This is a genomic window from Rhodococcus sp. NPDC059968 (assembly GCF_042738615.1).
GTDB lineage: Bacteria > Actinomycetota > Actinomycetes > Mycobacteriales > Mycobacteriaceae > Rhodococcus_F.
In genome coordinates, this window is record NZ_JBHWUE010000049.1 from 49,751 (window position 1) to 68,454 (window position 18,704).

The window sequence follows — 18,704 nt, forward strand, 5'->3', positions numbered from 1 at the left end:
CATGGCTTCACCAATCGCACTCCCGCGGATCATGCGGATTGGCGGCGGCGCCGTCGCCGAGATCGGCGAGGTCGTCTCGAGCCTCGGGCTCACCTCCCCGCTGGTGGTCACCGATTCCTTCCTCGTCGGCACCGGCGCGGCGGAACAGATGATCAAGACCCTCGAATCCGCCGGTCTGTCGCCGCGCCTGTTCGCCGACACCGTCCCGGACCCGACCACCGACTCCCTCGACGCCGGAATGACCGCGATCGCCGAGCACGACTGCGACTCGGTCATCGGGTTCGGTGGCGGCAGCCCGATGGACACCGCCAAGGCCCTCGGAATCCTCGGCCGCCAGGGCGGGCAGATGCGCGACTACAAGGCTCCCCGCAACAACGTCGGTCCCGCCCTGCCGATCATCGCCGTCCCCACCACCGCCGGAAGCGGCTCGGAAGCAACCCAGTTCACCGTCATCACCGATAGCATCAGCGACGAAAAGATGCTCTGCCCAGGCCTGGCGTTCCTGCCGATCGCCGCGGTCATCGACTACGAGCTGACCGTGACGATGCCACCGCGGCTGACCGCCGACACCGGGGTCGACGCCCTGACCCATGCGATCGAGGCGTACGTCAGCAAGAAGGCCAACCCCTTCGCCGACAGCCTCGCCCTCGTCGCGATCGGCACCATCGGCCGGGTCCTGCGCCGCGCCTACACCGACGGTAGTGACGCCGAGGCCCGCGAGCAGATGATGCTCGCCGCCACCCAGGCCGGCATCGCGTTCTCCAACTCCTCCGTCGCCCTCGTCCACGGAATGAGCCGACCGATCGGCGCCCACTTCCACGTCGCCCACGGACTGTCGAACGCCATGCTCTTCCCCGCGGTCACCGCATTCTCGGTACGCGCCGCGCAGTCGCGGTACGCCGACTGCGCCCGCGCCCTCGGCGTCGCCACGACCGGCGATTCCGACGCCACCGCCGCGGACAACCTCGTCGACGCGCTGCGCGAACTGTGCCGCGACGTGGCCGTCCCCACCCCCAAGGCCTACGGCATCGACAAGGCCCGCTGGGACGAACTGATCCCGCTCATGGCCGAACAGGCCCTCGCCTCGGGATCACCAAACAACAACCCCCTCGTCCCGACCGTCGCGGAGATCCGCGACCTCTACGCCCAGATCTACGGCTGAAAACCCCTTCAGGAGAACCCTTCACATGACTGCCACCATCCCCGCCTCGGCATCGGGTACCACCGCACCCGGTCACCCGGCCGACATCGACCACTACATCGCCGGCCACATCGACGCCCGCGGCGCCGCAACCCGTAGCGACGTCTACAACCCCGCCACCGGGCAAGTCACCGGCAAGGTCGCGATGGCCACCACCGCGGATGTCGAGGCCGCGGTCGCCGCGGCGGCCGCCGCCTTCCCCGCCTGGTCGGCCACCCCCGCGCACATCCGGGCCCGCATCCTGTTCCGGTTCCGCGACCTCGTCGAACGCGACTCCGACCGGCTCGCAGCCATCATCACCGCCGAGCACGGCAAAGTGCACTCCGACGCCAAGGGCGAAGTGACTCGAGGCCTCGAGGTCGTCGAATTCGCCTGCGGCATCCCGCAGCAACTCAAGGGCGAGTTCTCCGAGAACGTCGGCCGCGCCGTCGACGGCGTCACCTTCCGCCAGCCGCTCGGCGTCGTCGCCGGCATCTCCCCGTTCAACTTCCCCGCCATGGTCCCGATGTGGATGTTCCCCGTCGCCCTCGCCTGTGGGAACACGTTCGTGATGAAGCCCTCCGAGAAGGACCCCACCCTCAGCAACGAACTCGCGAAGCTGCTGACCGAGGCCGGGCTGCCCGGCGGGGTGTTCAACGTCGTGCACGGCGACAAGGTCGCTGTCGACGCCCTCCTGACCCACGATCAGGTCGAGGCGATCAGCTTCGTCGGCTCCACCCCGATCGCGGAGTACATCCACACGACCGCCTCCGCGCAGGGCAAGCGCGTCCAGGCCCTCGGCGGTGCGAAGAACCACATGGTGATCATGCCCGACGCCGACCTCGACCAGGCCGTCTCCGCCCTCATGGGTGCCGCCTACGGCTCCGCCGGTGAACGCTGCATGGCCATCTCCGTCGCCGTGCCCGTCGGCGAGGACACCGCGAACGCCCTGCGCGAGCGGTTGATCGCCGCCCTCGCCGATCTGAAGGTCGGCCCCGGTACCGACCCCAAGGTGGACATGGGCCCGTTGGTGACCGGGGTGCACCGCGACAAGGTCGCCTCCTACATCGACGTCGGTGTGCAGGAAGGCGCGGAGCTGGTCGTCGACGGTCGGGAGACCATTCCGGCGACTGCGGGGGAGGGGTTCTTCCTCGGCGGCACCCTGTTCGACCACGTCACCCCGTCGATGCGGATCTACCTGGAGGAGATCTTCGGGCCGGTGTTGTCGATCGTGCGCGCCGAATCCTTCAACGACGCACTGCAGTTGGTCAACGCTCATGAATTCGGCAACGGCACCGCCATCTTCACCGCCGACGGCAACACCGCCCGCACCTACCTCCACCAGGTCAAGGCCGGCATGGTCGGTATCAACGTCCCGATCCCGGTGCCGATGGCCTTCCACTCCTTCGGCGGCTGGAAGCGCTCGCTGTTCGGTGACCACCACATCCACGGCCCCGAGGGCGTGCGGTTCTACACCCGCAACAAGACCGCCACCACCCGCTGGCCCAACGACACCCAGGTCCGCACCGACTTCTCGATGCCGACCCATGAGTGAGGTGCGATTCGGGCGGTGTGGGTACACCCTTGCGCCTGAACGTCCGGCAGGCCAGCGCGAGCAGAGCGCCATCGTCCCCGGTGATGGCGATGAGATCCGGTATCTCCGCCAGGGCCCGATCGCTCGGATCGTTCTCAATCGTCCGAAGGCGTTGAACGCGCTGACCACGTCGATGGTCGACCAACTCCACAGTGCGCTCGACGAGTGGGAAGAGGATCCGGGGACCGCTGTGGTTCTGGAGAGTTCGAGCCCGAAGGCGTTCTGTGCCGGTGGTGACATTCGTCAGATCCGCCAGAACACTGTCGACGGCGCCTACGGTGACACTGAAGCCTTCTTCTCCTCCGAGTACCGTCTCAACACCCGGCTCGCCGAGCTCGCAACCTCTGTGGTCTCGCTGATCGACGGGATCTGCATGGGCGGCGGCATGGGACTGTCCGTGCACGGGGCTTTTCGGGTTGTCAGCGACAAGGCGTTGCTGGCGATGCCGGAGACCGCGATCGGGTTCTTCCCGGATGTCGGCGGTAGCTATTTCCTCCCTCGCCTCCCGGGCGGGCTCGGGATGTATCTCGGGTTGACGGGCTATCGTCTCGACGCTGCCGATGCGATCTACACCGGGCTGGCCACGCACTGGGTTGCCGACACGGCGCACGTGGTGTCAGCGTTGGAGGGCAATCCGGTCGCGCCGGTCGATGAGGTGTTGCGGTCACTGTCTCCAGCGGCCCCCGCTGCCCCCGGCCAACTGGCCGAGCATCGATACGGGATCGACTGGTGCTTCGGCGCACCGAGCGTGACCGAGATCCGCTCTCGCCTGCGTGAACTCGACAGCTCGTGGTCTCGGGAGACTCTGGAGGTACTCGATTCGGCGTCCCCGCAGAGCTTGGAGGTGACGTTCGCGGTGTTGACCGCGGGCAAACAACGGGACCTGCGGCGCTGTTTGAAGATGGAGCTGGACGTCGCCACCCATCTCGCCCGCACGCCCGACTTCGTCGAAGGCGTCCGTGCGGGTTTGGTCGACAAGGATCGATCCCCCGTTTGGGGAGGGTCGCTGTTCGGCGGGTTCGACGCCGGTGGGTCGAGCGTATGGCACCGGCTGCCGTAGCCTGCTGGGACACCGCGGGATGCTTGCTCTGGGGGATGCGGCGATGTTTTCCAGAGTAATCCACGTGGTTACCACTGGTGCGGGTCTCGTCCTGTCCGGCGTTCTGACGCTTGTCCTCGTCCGAGTTGAGGATCCCACCCCGGGACACTGGCCAGCCCTCGACCTCACTCTGCGCGCGGTGGCCTTGATGTGCGGCGCTCCCCTGCTCGCCGGTGGGGTGTTGTGCTGTGTGTGGGCGCGCCCGTTGTCCTGTTACGTCGACGACGACATTCCTCGATCATGACTCTCCAACTTTGCGGGAACCGAGACACCGAATATGATTGTCCCACTATATTTTTGGTCGGTTGTTGAGCATATTCGGTGCGTAGAACTTGGGCGTTGACCAGCCACCGCCAGTGTGATCTGATTCTCACATCCAATACTTCGATAGATTTAGGAGTATCAAAATGATTCCTGTGCCCCCACCCAGCACCCCTCCGGACAACCCTCGACCGACCTTGTCGTGGACCAAGCGCGTGATCTGCACGATCCTCGTCATCACACCGGTCGCGCTCGCACTGTCCGTTCCGCTGTACCAACACACCGAACCAACCCTCGGCGGATTGCCGTTCTTCTACTGGTTCCAGATGACCATGGCGATCGCCGCCGCCTGCGGATGCGGCGCCACCTACTACATCGCCTTCCGCAACGAACCTGAAATCGGGGACGCACAATGACCTTCAACGGCGTCACCTTCGGTGTGTTCATGGTCCTGTTCGTACTGGTTACCGGAATGGGCTTCGTCGCCAGCCGATGGCGCCGAGCCAAGAACGAACACCAACTCGACGAGTGGGCCCTCGGCGGCCGCGGCTTCGGCGGATTCATCACCTGGTTCCTTCTCGGCGGCGACCTGTACTCCGCCTACACCTTGATCGCTGTACCCGCAGCGATCTTCAGCATCGGCGCCTTCGGCTTCTACGCGGTGCCCAACGCGGTAGTCCTCTACTCGCTGGGCTTCCTATTCCTGCCCCGTCTAGTTCGGCTGGCCCACGAGAAGGGCTATGTGACGCTGACCGACTTCGTCAACGACCGCTTCAAATCACCAGCCCTCGGCCTGGCGATCACCCTCACCGGACTGCTGGCCACCCTGCCCTACCTCGCACTGCAGCTCGTCGGCCTCGAGGTCGTCTTCGCATCCATGGGTATCCAGGCGGGCCCAACCGCCAGCTGGATCGTCCGCGACCTCCCACTGTTCATCGCGTTCGGTGTCCTCGCGGCATATACCTACTCCTCGGGTATCCGCGCGCCGGCACTGATCGCGTTCCTCAAAGACGGGCTGACCTACATCGTGGTCATCGTCGCCGTCATCGTCATCCCGATCAAACTCGGCGGCTTCGGGCAGATCTTCGCCGACGCCGGCGCCGCAATCGCCGAACGCACCAACTCCCCCGACCCGGAGGCCGCGACGATCAGCGTCAACGCCAGCGTCTACATGACCCTCGCGCTCGGCTCCGGCATGGCGTTCTTCCTGTACCCGCATGCCATCACCGGCGTCTTCGCCGCCCGCGGCGCCCGCACGGTACGGCGAAACATGTCCGTCCTCCCGATCTACACAGTGCTCCTCGGCTTCGTGGCGTTGCTCGGCATCATGGCCCTGGCAGCCGGAATCAAACCCCTCAACGGCAATCCGCAGTTCGCCGTGCCACAGTTGCTGCAAGAGATGTTCCCCTCATGGTTCGTCGGCGTCGCATACGCCGCGATCGCGATGAGCGCCCTTGTCCCGGCGGCAATCATGGCCATCGGCGCCGGGAACCTGGTCAGCCGGAACATCATCCGCCAGTTCTCCCGCTCCGAGACCACCAGCCGCCGGGAAACCGAGATCTCCAAAGTGGTGTCCGTACTGGTCAAGCTCGGGGCACTGGTATTCGTCCTGACCCTCGACAGCCAGTTCGCCCTCAATTTCCAGTTGCTCGGCGGTATCTGGATTCTGCAGACCATCCCCACGGTCCTGCTCGGCCTGTTCACCGAACGCTTCGCCGACAAGCGGGCACTGCTGGCAGGGTGGGCAGTCGGTATCGCCTACGGCACGATCGCCGCCTACAACGTCTCATCACCCAAAGCCAGCCACTTCGGCGGCTCGACAGCGGCCCCGTTCTTCCTGTCCTCGCCGATGTACATCGCCATCTCCGCGCTGATCCTGAACCTCGTCGTCACGCTCATCTGGAGCGGCATCACCTCGACACTGCGCCGTACCCGGCAGATCAGCACCACCGCACCTGTACCCCCCAAGGGCGCCACGCCCGGCACCGACATCGACGCCGCCGCCAATGTTCCCGCCGCCCACTGACCTTCAGGAGTGCCGATTTCCATGACTGCCACCATCAACAGGACCGACGACGGTCCAGTCCGGATTCTCACCATCGCAAACCCCGCCAAGCGCAACGCCTTCAGCGGCGACATGGCCCCTTGTCTGCGCAAGTTACTGCTCGAGGCCGACCAGGACACGTCCGTCCGGGCCATCGTGATCACCGGTGACACCAACACCTTCTCCTCCGGACACGATCTGCAGGAAGTCCTGCACAACCCGGAGACAGCAGGTGACCCCGAGGCCAACGCCGCCTTCACACTGCCCGCCGACCTCGGCACCCCGGTCATCGCTGCCGTGAACGGCGCAGCCTACGCCGCCGGATTCATCCTGGCACTCAACTGCGACATCCGGATCGCCGGCCACAACGCGAAATTCTGCGCTGTCGGCGCCCGCATCGGCCTAGTCCCCGTCGGCGGGCAGTTGAGCCGCCTGCTCGACATCGTGACCTACCCGGTCGCCTTCAAAATGCTGGCCACCGCCGCACCAGTCGCCGCCGACGCCGCCCGCGAATCCGGATTCGTCAGCGAAGTGTGCGACCCGGCGGACACCCTCGACCGCGCACTCACGCTCGCACACCAGATCGCAGAAGTCTCACCCGCCGTGGTGCGGGCGATCAAGACCGGACTGCGGGTGACCCTGCACGACGGACTCGACGCCGGCACCGCGCTCGAGCCGCTGCTCGCCGCAGTGGTCCGCGACCTGCCCGACGGAGACGAAGGTGTGCAGTCCTTCCTACAGAAGCGGCCTCCGCAGTACCCGAATGCACCCACCGATCTGCAGGACAAGCTCGACAAGGCGGGAGCAGACCGATGACCCAACGACTCCGCGAAGACATCATCCGCGACCTTGCCATCCGCTACGGTGTCGCCGCCAATGCGGTCACCTTCGCTACCAACGGCGTCGACGCCGGCCGGATCGCAGAAACAATCGGCCGTCCCGTCGCCGTGAAACTGGTCGCCGACAACGTCGTCCACAAGAGCAAGGCAGGCGGCGTCCTGCTCGGGGTGGCACCGGACAACACCCGCTGCCGCACCGACGAACTCCTCGAGTCGCAGCGCTCCCAGGGGTCGATCGTTCGCGGTGTCACCGTCGAGGCGATGGTCGACTCCGGCCTCGAAGCGGTGGTCGGGGGACTCGAAGCACCCGGCTTCGGTCCGGTCGTAATGTTCGGCCACGGCGGGGTCGACATCGAAACCCTCGACGACGTCGTGTTCGCGCTGGCCCCTATCGATACCGCCGAGGCCCGGCGGATGGTATCGAGCACCCGACTCGGGCGGGTCATCGAGAAACGCTTCCCACAGCGCCTCGACGAGGTCATCGAGATGCTCGTCGCCGTCGGCGGGCCATCCGGGCTGCTGCTCAACGAGGACGTCACCGAGGTCGACTTCAACCCGGTCGTCATCACCTCCGAGCGCATCGTCGCCGTCGACGCCCGGGCGACCGCACTTGATGTCACCGAATGCCATACACATTCGGTCCCCGATCCGGCTACCAGCTATGAGACCCTGCGGCCGGCCATATACCCACAATCGGTGGCGATCGTCGGTGCCTCGGCCGACGAACGGAAAATGGGTTTCCGCGCGGTGCGCAGCCTCGTCGACTTCGGCTACACCGGCCAAATCCTCCCGATCAGCAGCAAGAACACCAGCATCTACGGTGTCCCGACCGTCCCGGATATCGAAACACTCCCCCAGAACATCGACCGCGCGGTCCTCGCATTGCCGGCCGCGGCGGTGCCCGACACGCTGCGGGCACTCGCCGAACGCGGCACCCGCACCGCACACATCCTCACCGCCGACACCCCGCGGTTCAACGACATCCTCAACACAAGCGACCTACGGGTTCTCGGGCCCAACTGCATCGGCCACTACACACCGTACGAGCGGATGACCATGATTGGCACCGACGCGTCCAGCACGACCGAGGGACACCTCGCGGTGGTGTCGCAGTCCGGCACCTACGCCGGCGATATCCTGCGGCGCGGGACCGAGCTCGGTCTTCAGTTCAGCTTCGTCAGTTCAGTGGGTAACTGTGACGATGTCAGTCCCGCCGAGCTCCTGGCCTTCTGCGAAGCCGATCCCCGAACACACGCCGCCGCCTTTTACCTCGAGGACGATCGGTGGGCCGGCGAGTTCTTCCGACTCGCTCACAGGATGACCAAACCCGTGGTGCTGCTCAAGGGCGGCCGCACCGCGGCGGGCGGCGCCGCCGCCGCGTCGCACACTGGCGCCCTCGCCAGCGACCCACAGCTTCTCGAGGACGCCGCACGCCAGGCGGGAGTGCTACTGGTCGACGACCTTGACCAGCTGCTCGACGTCCTCACGGCGCTACAATTCGTCCCCGCGCTCGACGGGGACAACCTTGCCCTGGTCGGCAGCGGCGGTGGTGTCGCCGTGGTCGGCTCCGACCGTGCCGACCGGTGGAACCTGCGGATGGCACCGTTCGCCGAATCCACTCGCGAACGACTGACGCCGTTCGAGGCCCCCGGAACCAGCTTGTCGAATCCGATCGACATTCCGATCTGGTCCCTGTTCGACGAGACCGGGAGCTTCACCGGCTCCATCATGTCCGCCGTCGCCGCCGACGACTCGATCGACGCGATCTGCGCGTTTCTCGATCTCGGCACCGTGTTCGATATGCAGGCCATCGATCCCGGAAACAAGCTGGTGCGGTCGCTGACCGAAGACCTCGTCAACGCCGCGCGCGGTGGTATCCCGCTCACGCTGGTCCTGCGCAGTGGATTCGACCAGAACCAGGACGAACTGATCCGGCAGCTACGTCCGGTCGCCGCTGCAGCCCGGGTCGCGCTCTTCGATTCCGTGGACCGCGCGATCGACGCTCTCGGCGGTGTCCGGTGGCTGACCCGCCGTGCCAAGATCCCGGGAGGCGACCGGCAGTGAGCCCGTACGACGCCGAGATCCAGCCAGCGCCTGAGCGCACACCGGCCGCTGCGCCAGCGCAACGCCCCTCAACCGCGCTCACCCTGATCGCCATCAGCACGTTCCTGTCGATGAGCGTGTGGTTCTCGGCGTCGTTCGTGGTCCCACAACTGGTGGCGGTCTGGAACTTGTCCACCGCAGGATCGTCATTGCTGACCATCGCCGTCCAGTTCGGCTTCGTCATCGGCGCGGTCACCGCCGCCGCCACCGGCCTGGCCGACGCCGTACCCGGCCGGATCCTGATCTTCGGCGGCGCCGTCGGCGCTGCCCTGGCCAACCTCGGCCTACTTCTCGCCGACGGTCTCGCCGCGGCCCTACCGCTGCGGCTACTCACCGGCATCTTTCTCGCCGCGGTATATCCGCCGGCGCTGAAAGAGGTATCCACCTGGTTCCGAACCGGGCGCGGCACCGCACTCGGAGTCATGATCGGTGCGCTCACACTCGGGTCGGCGCTGCCGCACCTGGTCAACTCGTTCGGAGATGTGCGGTGGCAGCACGTCATCACCGCCACCACCATCATGACGGCGTCCGGTGGCGCCCTGATCCTGCTGCTGCGAGGCTCCGGCCCGTACCCGTTTCCCCGACGGCCGTTCAGCCTCACCGCCGCAATCACCAGTCTCCGGAACAAACACGTCGCGCTGGCCAACATCGGCTACATGGGGCACATGTGGGAGCTCTACGCCATGTGGGCCTGGGTCGGCGCATTCCTCGCCGGCCTTCCTGCCATCGCCACCCGCCCCCACCCCGATACGACCGCGTCCGCGCTCTCATTTACCTGCATCGGTGCCGGCGCAATCGGGTGCTTCGTCGGAGGCCGCCTCAGCGACCGGTACGGTCGGGCACAATCGGCCCTGATCTGCCTGATCTGCTCGGGAACCGCTGCGATCGGGCTGAGCATCCTCGACACGGCGCCACTACCGATCGTGCTCACCGTCTGCGTGTTCTGGGGATTCTGGGTCATCGCCGACTCGGCACAATTCTCGGCGCTGGTGACCGAACACGCCGATCCGGTCTACGTCGGCGGAGCGGTGTCCATCCAACTCGCACTCGGCTACCTCACGACCACCCTCACCCTGTGGCTGGTCCCGGTCCTGGTCGAGCACCTGTCCTGGTCTGCAGCACTGCTGGCTCTTGCGCTGGGACCCGGCATCGGGGCAGCCGCAATGGCTCTCCTTATTCGTGCAGACCGCGACATCACCACGCCACCGAACCACTGAGCAGACAGAGAACGACCAGTGAAATCCGAGCCCCATTTCCCCGATAAGGTCGCCCGCATCGCGCGCATCCTCGCTGATCCGGTGCGGCTACACCTGCTGACAATCATCGCCCAAGCGCGGGAAATCTCGTGTGCGCACCTGCTAGACCACGCAGACGTCGGCGCATCCACAGTCTCGTACCACGTGAAAATGCTCACCGAGGCAGGATTGGTGACAGTAGTCATCGACGGACGGCACCGATACGTGCGTTTCGAACGAGAAACCATGCGCCACTTCACCGAAATCGTCGCCCCCTCGATCGACCGCGACCCACCCAACCAGCACCCCTGACGCCACCGAGAAACTGACCAGCATGCCAAGAGGAACCACGAGCCCCTCGCCAGGACAAGGACACCCACGACCGATCCACATCCTCTGCCGCTGCTCACTCCAATGCAGTTGCTCGATACCAATACCCGGCTCGGACTCGAGCAGCGAAAACTGAGCAAGGCGATCGACTCCGCGCTGCCGCGCCAAGCTCTCGGTCCCCGGGCTTCCCGGACGCCATATTCCTCCGACCACTCACACGGTGTGCTGCGATCCGGCGTGGACATCACGCAGGGGATGGAGGACGCCGCCCCACCCAGTCCGCGCCAGCTCCACGGACCGACGAAGTACGTGACGTTGCCGAAGCAGTCGGGTGGTTAGACGAGCGAACCAGCGGTGACATATGCCTAATGCGGGTGGAAGATCGAACTAAGAAACCAACGGGTCTCGACCCTGTTCCCGCGGGACACCACGGAGGTCGTGTGCGATACGTCCATACTCCGAAGAAGTCCGGGAGGACGACACCAGAGCGGCGAAAGGAACCGTTTAGCCTCGACTCTACCCATCCGAGGACCAGCCATTTGCCATCGATTTTGGCGGTACCTGTCCGCGCTGCGATCACGCGATCAGCGACCGCAAAGTACTCGTCGGGATCCTCGGGGCTGGCAGGATGAACGCCAGAAAGAGACGACGTCACCTCGCCGACTTGAAGAGGCGTGGTGATCTCTCGGAAGGTGACCACACCTTCGACCTCATCTGTTCTTGTACGGCCGCCCACACCAATCGCCCACCTGAGAAGGTCGGCTGTGGTGCCAGATTCCGCGTCCGAGTCCAGTGGCCCTGACATGCCTGTACGACTAGGCGAGCCCGAAGGCTTTCCCACCCCAGCATCCCTAGCGGAAGAAGCCGACTGGCAAGCCTTGCTCGGCACGCAGCTCGCGGATACACGCAAGATTGCGGAGAACTGGCGGACTGGTCTCGCCGCACTGCTGGGTCTCGTAACCGTGTTCTCCGCGGTGAAGGGCGAAGCCGCGATCAGCGGCCTCGAATTTCGCTACGCGGTGGCAACCGGCGTCCTGCTGCTGATGGGAGTCTGTATCGCCGTCATCGGGGCTCTCGCGTCGCTCCGAGCGGCATATGGCACACCGCGTGCGGTGTCTCGGGGAGAGCTGTTATCGACCGGCGGCCTGCCCGGATACAGGTATGAGCTCGCATGCCAAGCGGTTTCCGACCTGCGGTGGGCGAGGTGGACGACGCTGACTTCACTCGTCTGCATTATCGCCGCAAACAGCGTGACATGGTACGGGCCTCGTCCAGCTCAAGCGATCATCGACGTGGAAAGGACTGGTAGCCCTCACGTTTGCGGGAAGCTTATTGCCTCAGCTGAGGGATATATCGATATTGAGCTGTCATCCGCCGAAGCCGCCCGCATCGCGAACAAGGACATTCTCTCCATCAACGCGGTGAGTGAGTGCTGACGGTGTCTCGTGTTGATCGCCCCTACCTCGACCAGATCCCGGACCCCGACCTGGACACAATGGTCGCTGATATCGTTGAGCAGGTTGATTTTTCGTCGACGGATATAAAATCGAGACTCCGCTCCCCTAACCTCCGAATCGAAAGAACCTCGTCAGCGGCGGATCTAGACGCGCGAACCGAGATACTGTTCGGCCATCGGACAATACTCATGGGTGGAGGACTGTATCCCTTTCTCTCCCAGTACCTTCGTGCGGCGTCATCCTACTTTCTAACCTGCAACCAGGGCGGTACTCCCGCCTCGAACTGGCACGCCGGGCGCTCCTCGCTCGCGACGACCCTGGATTGGCTCTCGACACCCACCGAGATGCCGCACCGGCCCGCGTTCACAATAAGTCGAACCCAGGACAAATCGGCGCTCAGCCTTGCTCTCTACACATACCGGTTTCTGCTATGCCACGAACTCGCCCACGTTGCACTTGGCCACTCTCCCATCGAAGCTGGATCCGTTCCGGACAACATCACCCCGCTGCACCAGCAACAAGACCAAGAGCTCAAGACAGACAGAATGGCACTGACCCTGCAGGTCCGGTCAATACCCACACGGTCCGAAACCGTCAAAGGCCTGGCAGGCGCGGTCTATGCCTTCGCGGCGGAGGCACTACGCAACAGCAGACTTATGTTGCTGGCAGAACTTGTTGACGAACGGCAGTGGGAAATCGAACTCACACACCCCAACCATTCAGCGGGAATTTGGCCTGCTTGGGGCAGCCAACAGTCTGTGCGGGCAAGCAGCGATGACCGATATGCACCGTCTACGCAATGACCTACGAGAGCTGAACGATCAAGTATTGGCCGACGCGCTGCACCAACAAGAGATGGTCGTCAAGAAGGCGAGGCAGCTGTTGCGAATCGAGATGGACACACTGCGACTGCGCGGTAACGATCCTCTGCCGGCAGTCTTACCCGACCTGCTAAGAATCTTCGTTCAGAGTCCTGTCGGCGTGATGAAGGCACTCGAGCATCCCCCTAACAATGCTTCCGACGACACCAGCGCAATCGCATCATTGATCGACCGGCTCGTTGCTGAACTCCCAGCCGAGTTCCAGGATTTCCACAACCAATCACCCAAGGAGCGTGCCATCGACTTGGCGTAATCGAAACCGCAGAATTGCCCGGCCAATCCCGCGTCGACGTCGAGAGCCGACCGGCGCACCGGCCGGCGGTGCAATGATGGCGAACGCGGTCGCTGACTCGCCGGAACCTGCCAACGCGGGAACCATTCTCATGCAATGCCGCGAACGAGGATTGCTCATCGGCAAGGGCGGATTGTCCGGCAACGTCCTCCGCGTGACATCACCGATGACCGTCGATCGAGGAAGCCAAACAGGCTCTCGGAATCCTCGGCGACATCCTCTCATACGTAGCATCGCGGGCCGAGCCGCAACCAATCCACTGACCGATGCCGGACACGGCGCCCATAGTCCGTACTGACGACACCATGACCGCCGACGAACGAACCGTCGGGCCGGGCACTGCCCCTCTTCAGCTCTCATCGGCGTGGCAGCACTACCGATGGCTCGACTCCCCACCGATGTCCGTCGCCCCAGGTGATCCTGACCCAAACACTCAGTCTGCCCACGCAGGGGCGGGTCGCGGACCCCCTTGTTGAGGCACTACCCGCGGGGACCAATCCGGCGATAAGAAATGGGGACCGCACCCACCGGATGCGGTCCCCACGTGCCACTGGTCAGACAGAGCGTACGTTCGTGGCCTGCGGGCCCTTCTGCCCCTGGCCGACCTCGAACTCCACACGCTGGTTCTCATCGAGCGACTTGAAACCGCTGCCCGAGATTTCCGAGTAATGCACGAAGACGTCCGGAGTTCCGTCGTCGGGTGCGATGAAACCGAAGCCCTTCTCACCGTTGAACCACTTCACAATGCCCTGCGCCATGCCGATACTCCCTCAATCTCGATCCGGACCCTCACATCGAGGTTCCGATCTCGATCACTCGATACTGCCATCCTCGGTGCAGTCGCGAAGGCCGCCCACCGTTTTTCACACCGACCTACGACCGGTCGTCGATGCACCAGCAATGACCTGCGGTGTCGGATTGATGGTGTCGCGGTCCCCAAGTGACCGGGTCGTTACACACCAACCGGGAACGACTCCAGGTCTGAGTGTGTGGGGATCGCGGCGATGCACTCGTGGGTTCCGCCGACATAGGTGGCCATCGATCGACATTGCTTGTGACCGATTCCAGCGGGGGGATTGCACTTCCTGGTTTTAGTCATATAGACTAAAACAATGGAGACGGTGACGGAGGCACTCGACGTCGTCGGCGCGGCAATCGTGCCGAGCGACCTGTTCGGCCCAATCACCCACGACCCGGCAGCTCAGCGCGCAGCCCGTCGGCGGTTCCACCGCCTGTCGGTTCTGATTCACCCGGATCGGGTTGATCCGGCGTACACCGCCCGCGCCGCAACGGCATTCACACATGCGTCCGACCTGTACCGCCGCTGGCAGCACGACACGACCACCACGGACGCGGCCACGGCCATCGTCTTGGACGGCAGAAGCGGCTCCTACCGACTCGGGACCCGGCACGCCCGCGGTTCGATCGCCGACCTGCACCATGCCACCGACAGCGGCGGCGCGGGCGTGGTGATCAAGGTTCCCCGCAGCGTCGCCTCGAACGCTCTGATCGACGCGGAACGGGCCGCGCTCACCGAGATCGCGGCGTCCGCCGAGTACGGGAACGACTGGTTGCGCGCGTACTTCCCGCAACTGATCGACCACCTCACCCACGCCGACCCTGTGACCGGCACCCGGCGGCAGGTAAACGTGCTGGACCCGCTGACCATTGGATTCGTCACCCTCGCCGAGGTCCAGGCCGGCTACCCGGATGGGCTCGATTCACGGGATTGGGTATGGATGCACCGGCGGCTGCTGCGGGCCCTGGCCGCCGCCCATCGCGCCGGGTGGGTGCACACCGCGGTGACCGCGGACAACGTGCTCATTCACCCTGAGCGGCACGGGGTGGTACTGGCCGGATGGTCGTTCGCCACCCGCCCAGGCACCGTTCCTCTGGCGACGATCCCCACACGGCGGGACCACTATCCACCGGAATGTTCCACCGACTCCCCCGCAACTCCGGGCTGGGATGTGTTCATGGCCCATCGGTTGATGCTGACCATGCTCGCCGACAGGGCCCCGGACCGCCTGCGCGCGTTCGCCCGCGGCTGCCTGCAACCACAACCTGGTCTGCGACCTGACGCCGTCGATCTGCTCGACGAGTTCGACGACCTGCTCGACACGCTCTACGGGCGGCGACGCTTCCGCCCGTTCACCATGCCCACCACGAAAGGACAGTGATCCACCATGGGATACGGCAAGTGGGATGACGACACGTATACCGCGGCCAAGACGTTCCGCGCCGCCCGCGGCGTCGACGACTTCGGCTACACCAGCGCCCTGTACGCACAACCGATGGATCAGTGGAAGGCCGATCCGACCCTGGACCCGCTGGGTGTGATCGTGCGGGAATGCCGGGATTCGGCCGGGCATCCCGAGTCGCTACCGATCGCCGTGCTGTTCGACGTCACCGGTTCGATGGGCGCGGTGCCGCGGATCATGCAGGACAAGCTCGGCAAGCTGCACGGTCTGCTGCAGCGCAAGGGGTATGGCGACGACCCGCAGATCCTGTTCGGCGGCATCGGGGACGCTGACTCCGACCGAGTGCCCCTGCAGGTCGGTCAATTCGAGTCCGGCAACGCTATGGACGAGCAACTGCGCACCATCTTCCTCGAAGGTGGCGGCGGCGGGCAGAAGTCTGAAAGCTACGAGCTGGCCGCATATTTCATGGCGCGTCACACCGCCACGGACGCGTGGGACAAACGCGGTCACAAGGGTTATCTGTTCATCATCGGCGATGAACTGAACAAGGCCCGACTGTCGGCCCGGCACGTGCGCGCGGTGATCGGTGACGACCTCGACCGCGATGTCACCGTCGAGTCGGTGTACCGGGAACTCGAACGGCGGTGGAACGTCTACTTCGTACTGCCGAATCAGTCTGCGTACTACCACGATCCCGAGATCGCCGAGCACTGGCAGCGCTTGTTCGGGGAACGGTTCCTCAAGCTGGACGACCCGGGTGCGGTGTGCGAGCTGCTTGCGCTGACGGTCGGCATGGGCGAGGACCGCATCGACCTCGGTGAGGGATTGGCGGACCTGCGTGACGTCGGATCCGCCGCTGAAGCGGACACCGTCGGTCACGCGCTCGCCGTCCTCGGTGCGGCGCGGGCCCCCGTCGCGGTGAGTCCGCTGCCGATCGATTCGGCCGGCAGCGACGACGTGTCCTTCACCTGACACCCGTTCGGGAGGCAGGGCATTCGATCCCGCTTCGGGCCCCGCCTCCCGACTCCCGACTCCCTCTCTACGACAGGAGATCCCATGAATACGGTGTTCGGTGACCGCGACATCATCGTCGTCGACCTGGGCTTCGGCGACGCCGGCAAGGGCGCCACCGTCGACTGGCTCTGCGCACCGGACGCCGGCCTCAATGTCGCAGCCGTCGTTCGGTTCAACGGCGGCGCACAGGCCGCGCACAACGTCGTCGCCGGCGGTCGCCACCACACCTTTTCCCAGTTCGGGTCCGGTACCTTCTCCGGCGTCCCGTCGGTGCTGTCGAAGCATGTGCTCGTCGAACCGATCGCCCTCGCCGCCGAGGCCCGCGCCCTGGCCGCGCTGGGGGTGCCGAATCCACTCCAGTTACTGCACATCGACGCCCACGCGCTAGTGACCACCCCGATCCACGTGGCCGCCAACCGCGCCCGCGAGGACGCCCGCGGTAACGGCAGGCACGGCTCCTGCGGCAAGGGCATCGGCGAGACCGCCGCCTACGCCCTCGATCACCCCGACGCACCCACCGTCGGGGACTGCCACCGCCCATCAGTTCTGCGCGCCAAACTCGCCGCGATGGCCGACCACTACCGGGACCTGGTCTCCCCCAGCGCGCACCGGTGGCCCGACCTCGACGACACAGTCACGATGTACTCCGAATTCGCGGCCGCCGTCCGGACCTCCGACGACGGTGATCTCGCGGCCCTCGCGAACCGGGGGCGCTTGGTTTTCGAGGGCGCACAAGGAGTGCTGCTCGACGAGTGGCGCGGGTTCCACCCACACACCACCTGGTCCACCGTGGAACCGAGCAACGCGCGCGCCCTCTCAGCCGAGCACGGCCGCGACAGCCACGTCCTCGGCGTCACCCGCACCTACACCACCCGGCACGGTGCAGGGCCGATGCCCACCGAGAACCCGGCACTCGGCGCGGTCCTTCCCGAGTCGCACAACGACACCGGCAGCTACCAGGGCACCTTCCGGATCGGGGACCTCGACGAGGTACTGCTGCGGTACGCCGCAAACCTATGCGGCAGTGTGGACAGTCTGGCCGTCACCCACCTCGACGCCGTCACCCGTGCCGCAGCGGCCGGCATCCCCATACGTAGCGCACGCCGGTACCCCGGCGGCGCCAACCATCTGCCCCTCGGGCCGTGGAAGGACCTCACGCATCAACAACACCTCACCGACGTCCTGTCCGCACTCACGCCCGACACAGTCGAATTGCCGACACACCCGGCGGACGTCGCAGCCCACCTCGGATCGCTGGTCGGCGCACCGGTAGTGCTCACCTCCGACGGTCCCAGCCGGGCCGCTCGTCACATCCGAGAACCTGCTGTCGCATGATCACAGGTGTGGAACAGTCATCGGTCTCCGTCGACGTGGTCGCTCTCCGGTTCGGCAACCCCGAACCCGGCTCGCTGCGCTACGGCGTCGCGCCCCGCCGCTGGGAGCCGTACACCGGGCAGACGGCCCTGCCCGGTGTCCTTCTCGGCGCCGGTGAACGCCTCGAAATGGCCGCCCGCCGCGCCGTCACCACCAAGCTCGGTATCCCGGACGACGCGATCCTGGCCGTGGGACAACTCGAGGTGTTCGACGAACCCAGCCGCGACCCACGAGGGCCGACCCTGTCCATCGCCATGTGGGCCGTCATCACCGCCGACAACATCACCACCGACCCCGCCGCCGCGACGCAGTGGCGCGGCTTCGACGAACACGACAACCTCGCCTTCGACCACGACCGCATCGTCACGGCCGCACGCCACATCCTCGCCACCAGCCTCCTCTGGCGGGACACAACATTCACCCGGGCCCTCCTCGGCGCAGAATTCCCCGCCACCCACGCCGTCACGGTCACCACCGCCCTCACCGGCAGCCGACCCGATCAAGGCAATCTCAATCGCACACTCAAGGCGATACCGGGACTCGAACGCACCGACGAACGCGTCCGCGTGCAGGCCACCGGCCGACCGGCAGTCGTATGGCGTTGGACCACAACATAAGTCACATTCTCACGGACACCGTTCCTAGCGCACGAGCGTGGCCCCCGTCCCTGCTGACCTCGGTCGCTGATGCGAGAATCGACGTAGCGACGAGCCTGGTCGCCGCGGTTCGGGGCCACGGCTCGGATTCGACACCTCATCAACTGTCACCACGTACCGCTCGGTGCTGTTCGGGATGATCTT

The 18,704-nt window shown here is 65.4% G+C and carries 19 protein-coding genes; 18 read left to right on the top strand and 1 reads right to left on the bottom strand.

Features of this window, described 5'->3' with window-relative positions; all coding sequences use genetic code 11:
• Window position 1: 1 nt before the first annotated feature.
• The 14 genes from ACFWAY_RS31890 (at window position 2) to ACFWAY_RS31955 (ending at window position 13,276) form a co-directional block, all read left to right on the top strand.
• Complete coding sequence (locus tag ACFWAY_RS31890) at window positions 2-1,162, top strand: iron-containing alcohol dehydrogenase (RefSeq protein WP_378513340.1); 1,161 nt, start codon at window positions 2-4, stop codon at window positions 1,160-1,162.
• Between the two features lie 25 nt (window positions 1,163-1,187).
• Complete coding sequence (locus ACFWAY_RS31895; RefSeq protein ID WP_378513341.1) at window positions 1,188-2,735, top strand: CoA-acylating methylmalonate-semialdehyde dehydrogenase; 1,548 nt, start codon at window positions 1,188-1,190, stop codon at window positions 2,733-2,735.
• Window positions 2,728-3,834, top strand: a complete 1,107-nt coding sequence (locus ACFWAY_RS31900) for an enoyl-CoA hydratase/isomerase family protein (protein WP_378454774.1) — start codon at window positions 2,728-2,730, stop codon at window positions 3,832-3,834. The genes ACFWAY_RS31895 and ACFWAY_RS31900 overlap by 8 nt, the downstream gene beginning before the upstream one ends.
• A gap of 64 nt (window positions 3,835-3,898) precedes the next feature.
• Entirely contained in the window at window positions 3,899-4,117 is a 219-nt protein-coding gene (locus ACFWAY_RS31905; protein WP_378513342.1) for a hypothetical protein, read from the top strand.
• Between the two features lie 163 nt (window positions 4,118-4,280).
• Complete coding sequence (locus ACFWAY_RS31910) at window positions 4,281-4,550, top strand: DUF3311 domain-containing protein (RefSeq protein ID WP_378513343.1); 270 nt, start codon at window positions 4,281-4,283, stop codon at window positions 4,548-4,550.
• The gene (gene mctP / locus ACFWAY_RS31915) at window positions 4,547-6,160 is read left to right on the top strand and encodes a monocarboxylate uptake permease MctP (RefSeq protein WP_378454772.1); all 1,614 of its coding nucleotides are present in this window, start codon (window positions 4,547-4,549) and stop codon (window positions 6,158-6,160) included. Before ACFWAY_RS31910 ends, mctP begins: the two co-directional genes overlap by 4 nt.
• 21 nt (window positions 6,161-6,181) lie before the next feature.
• Complete coding sequence (locus ACFWAY_RS31920) at window positions 6,182-6,994, top strand: enoyl-CoA hydratase/isomerase family protein (RefSeq protein WP_378513344.1); 813 nt, start codon at window positions 6,182-6,184, stop codon at window positions 6,992-6,994.
• On the top strand, window positions 6,991-9,081 hold the full coding sequence (locus tag ACFWAY_RS31925) for an acetate--CoA ligase family protein (protein ID WP_378513345.1): 2,091 nt from the start codon (window positions 6,991-6,993) through the stop codon (window positions 9,079-9,081). Before ACFWAY_RS31920 ends, ACFWAY_RS31925 begins: the two co-directional genes overlap by 4 nt.
• Window positions 9,078-10,337: a nitrate/nitrite transporter gene (locus ACFWAY_RS31930; protein ID WP_378513346.1), complete on the top strand. Its 1,260-nt coding sequence runs from the start codon at window positions 9,078-9,080 to the stop codon at window positions 10,335-10,337. Before ACFWAY_RS31925 ends, ACFWAY_RS31930 begins: the two co-directional genes overlap by 4 nt.
• A gap of 18 nt (window positions 10,338-10,355) precedes the next feature.
• The gene (locus tag ACFWAY_RS31935; protein ID WP_378513347.1) at window positions 10,356-10,667 is read left to right on the top strand and encodes an ArsR/SmtB family transcription factor; all 312 of its coding nucleotides are present in this window, start codon (window positions 10,356-10,358) and stop codon (window positions 10,665-10,667) included.
• Window positions 10,668-10,769: 102 nt separating this feature from the next.
• Entirely contained in the window at window positions 10,770-11,024 is a 255-nt protein-coding gene (locus tag ACFWAY_RS31940; RefSeq protein WP_378454767.1) for a hypothetical protein, read from the top strand.
• Window positions 11,025-11,488: 464 nt separating this feature from the next.
• Window positions 11,489-12,121, top strand: coding sequence for a hypothetical protein (locus tag ACFWAY_RS31945; protein WP_378513348.1), 633 nt, complete (start codon window positions 11,489-11,491; stop codon window positions 12,119-12,121).
• Entirely contained in the window at window positions 12,115-12,945 is an 831-nt protein-coding gene (locus ACFWAY_RS31950; protein ID WP_378513349.1) for a hypothetical protein, read from the top strand. The genes ACFWAY_RS31945 and ACFWAY_RS31950 overlap by 7 nt, the downstream gene beginning before the upstream one ends.
• 25 nt (window positions 12,946-12,970) lie before the next feature.
• A complete protein-coding gene (locus tag ACFWAY_RS31955; protein WP_378513350.1) occupies window positions 12,971-13,276 on the top strand; it encodes a hypothetical protein in 306 nt (101 codons plus the stop codon).
• A gap of 593 nt (window positions 13,277-13,869) precedes the next feature.
• Here the strand turns inward: ACFWAY_RS31955 and ACFWAY_RS31960 are convergent.
• A complete protein-coding gene (locus ACFWAY_RS31960) occupies window positions 13,870-14,073 on the bottom strand; it encodes a cold-shock protein (RefSeq protein ID WP_005242781.1) in 204 nt (67 codons plus the stop codon).
• Window positions 14,074-14,436: 363 nt separating this feature from the next.
• Between ACFWAY_RS31960 and ACFWAY_RS31965 the strand changes: the two genes are divergently transcribed.
• From ACFWAY_RS31965 to ACFWAY_RS31980, 4 genes are all read left to right on the top strand, one after another.
• Window positions 14,437-15,495 (top strand): hypothetical protein, encoded by a 1,059-nt coding sequence (locus ACFWAY_RS31965; protein WP_378513365.1) that lies wholly within the window; start codon window positions 14,437-14,439, stop codon window positions 15,493-15,495.
• Window positions 15,496-15,501: 6 nt separating this feature from the next.
• Window positions 15,502-16,488, top strand: coding sequence for a hypothetical protein (locus ACFWAY_RS31970; RefSeq protein ID WP_378513351.1), 987 nt, complete (start codon window positions 15,502-15,504; stop codon window positions 16,486-16,488).
• Window positions 16,489-16,572: 84 nt separating this feature from the next.
• Window positions 16,573-17,865 carry an adenylosuccinate synthetase gene (locus ACFWAY_RS31975; RefSeq protein WP_378513352.1) on the top strand — a complete coding sequence of 431 codons (1,293 nt, stop codon included), beginning with the start codon at window positions 16,573-16,575 and terminating at the stop codon, window positions 17,863-17,865.
• 8 nt (window positions 17,866-17,873) lie between these two features.
• Window positions 17,874-18,521, top strand: coding sequence for an NUDIX hydrolase (locus ACFWAY_RS31980; protein WP_378513353.1), 648 nt, complete (start codon window positions 17,874-17,876; stop codon window positions 18,519-18,521).
• Window positions 18,522-18,704 lie beyond the last annotated feature (183 nt).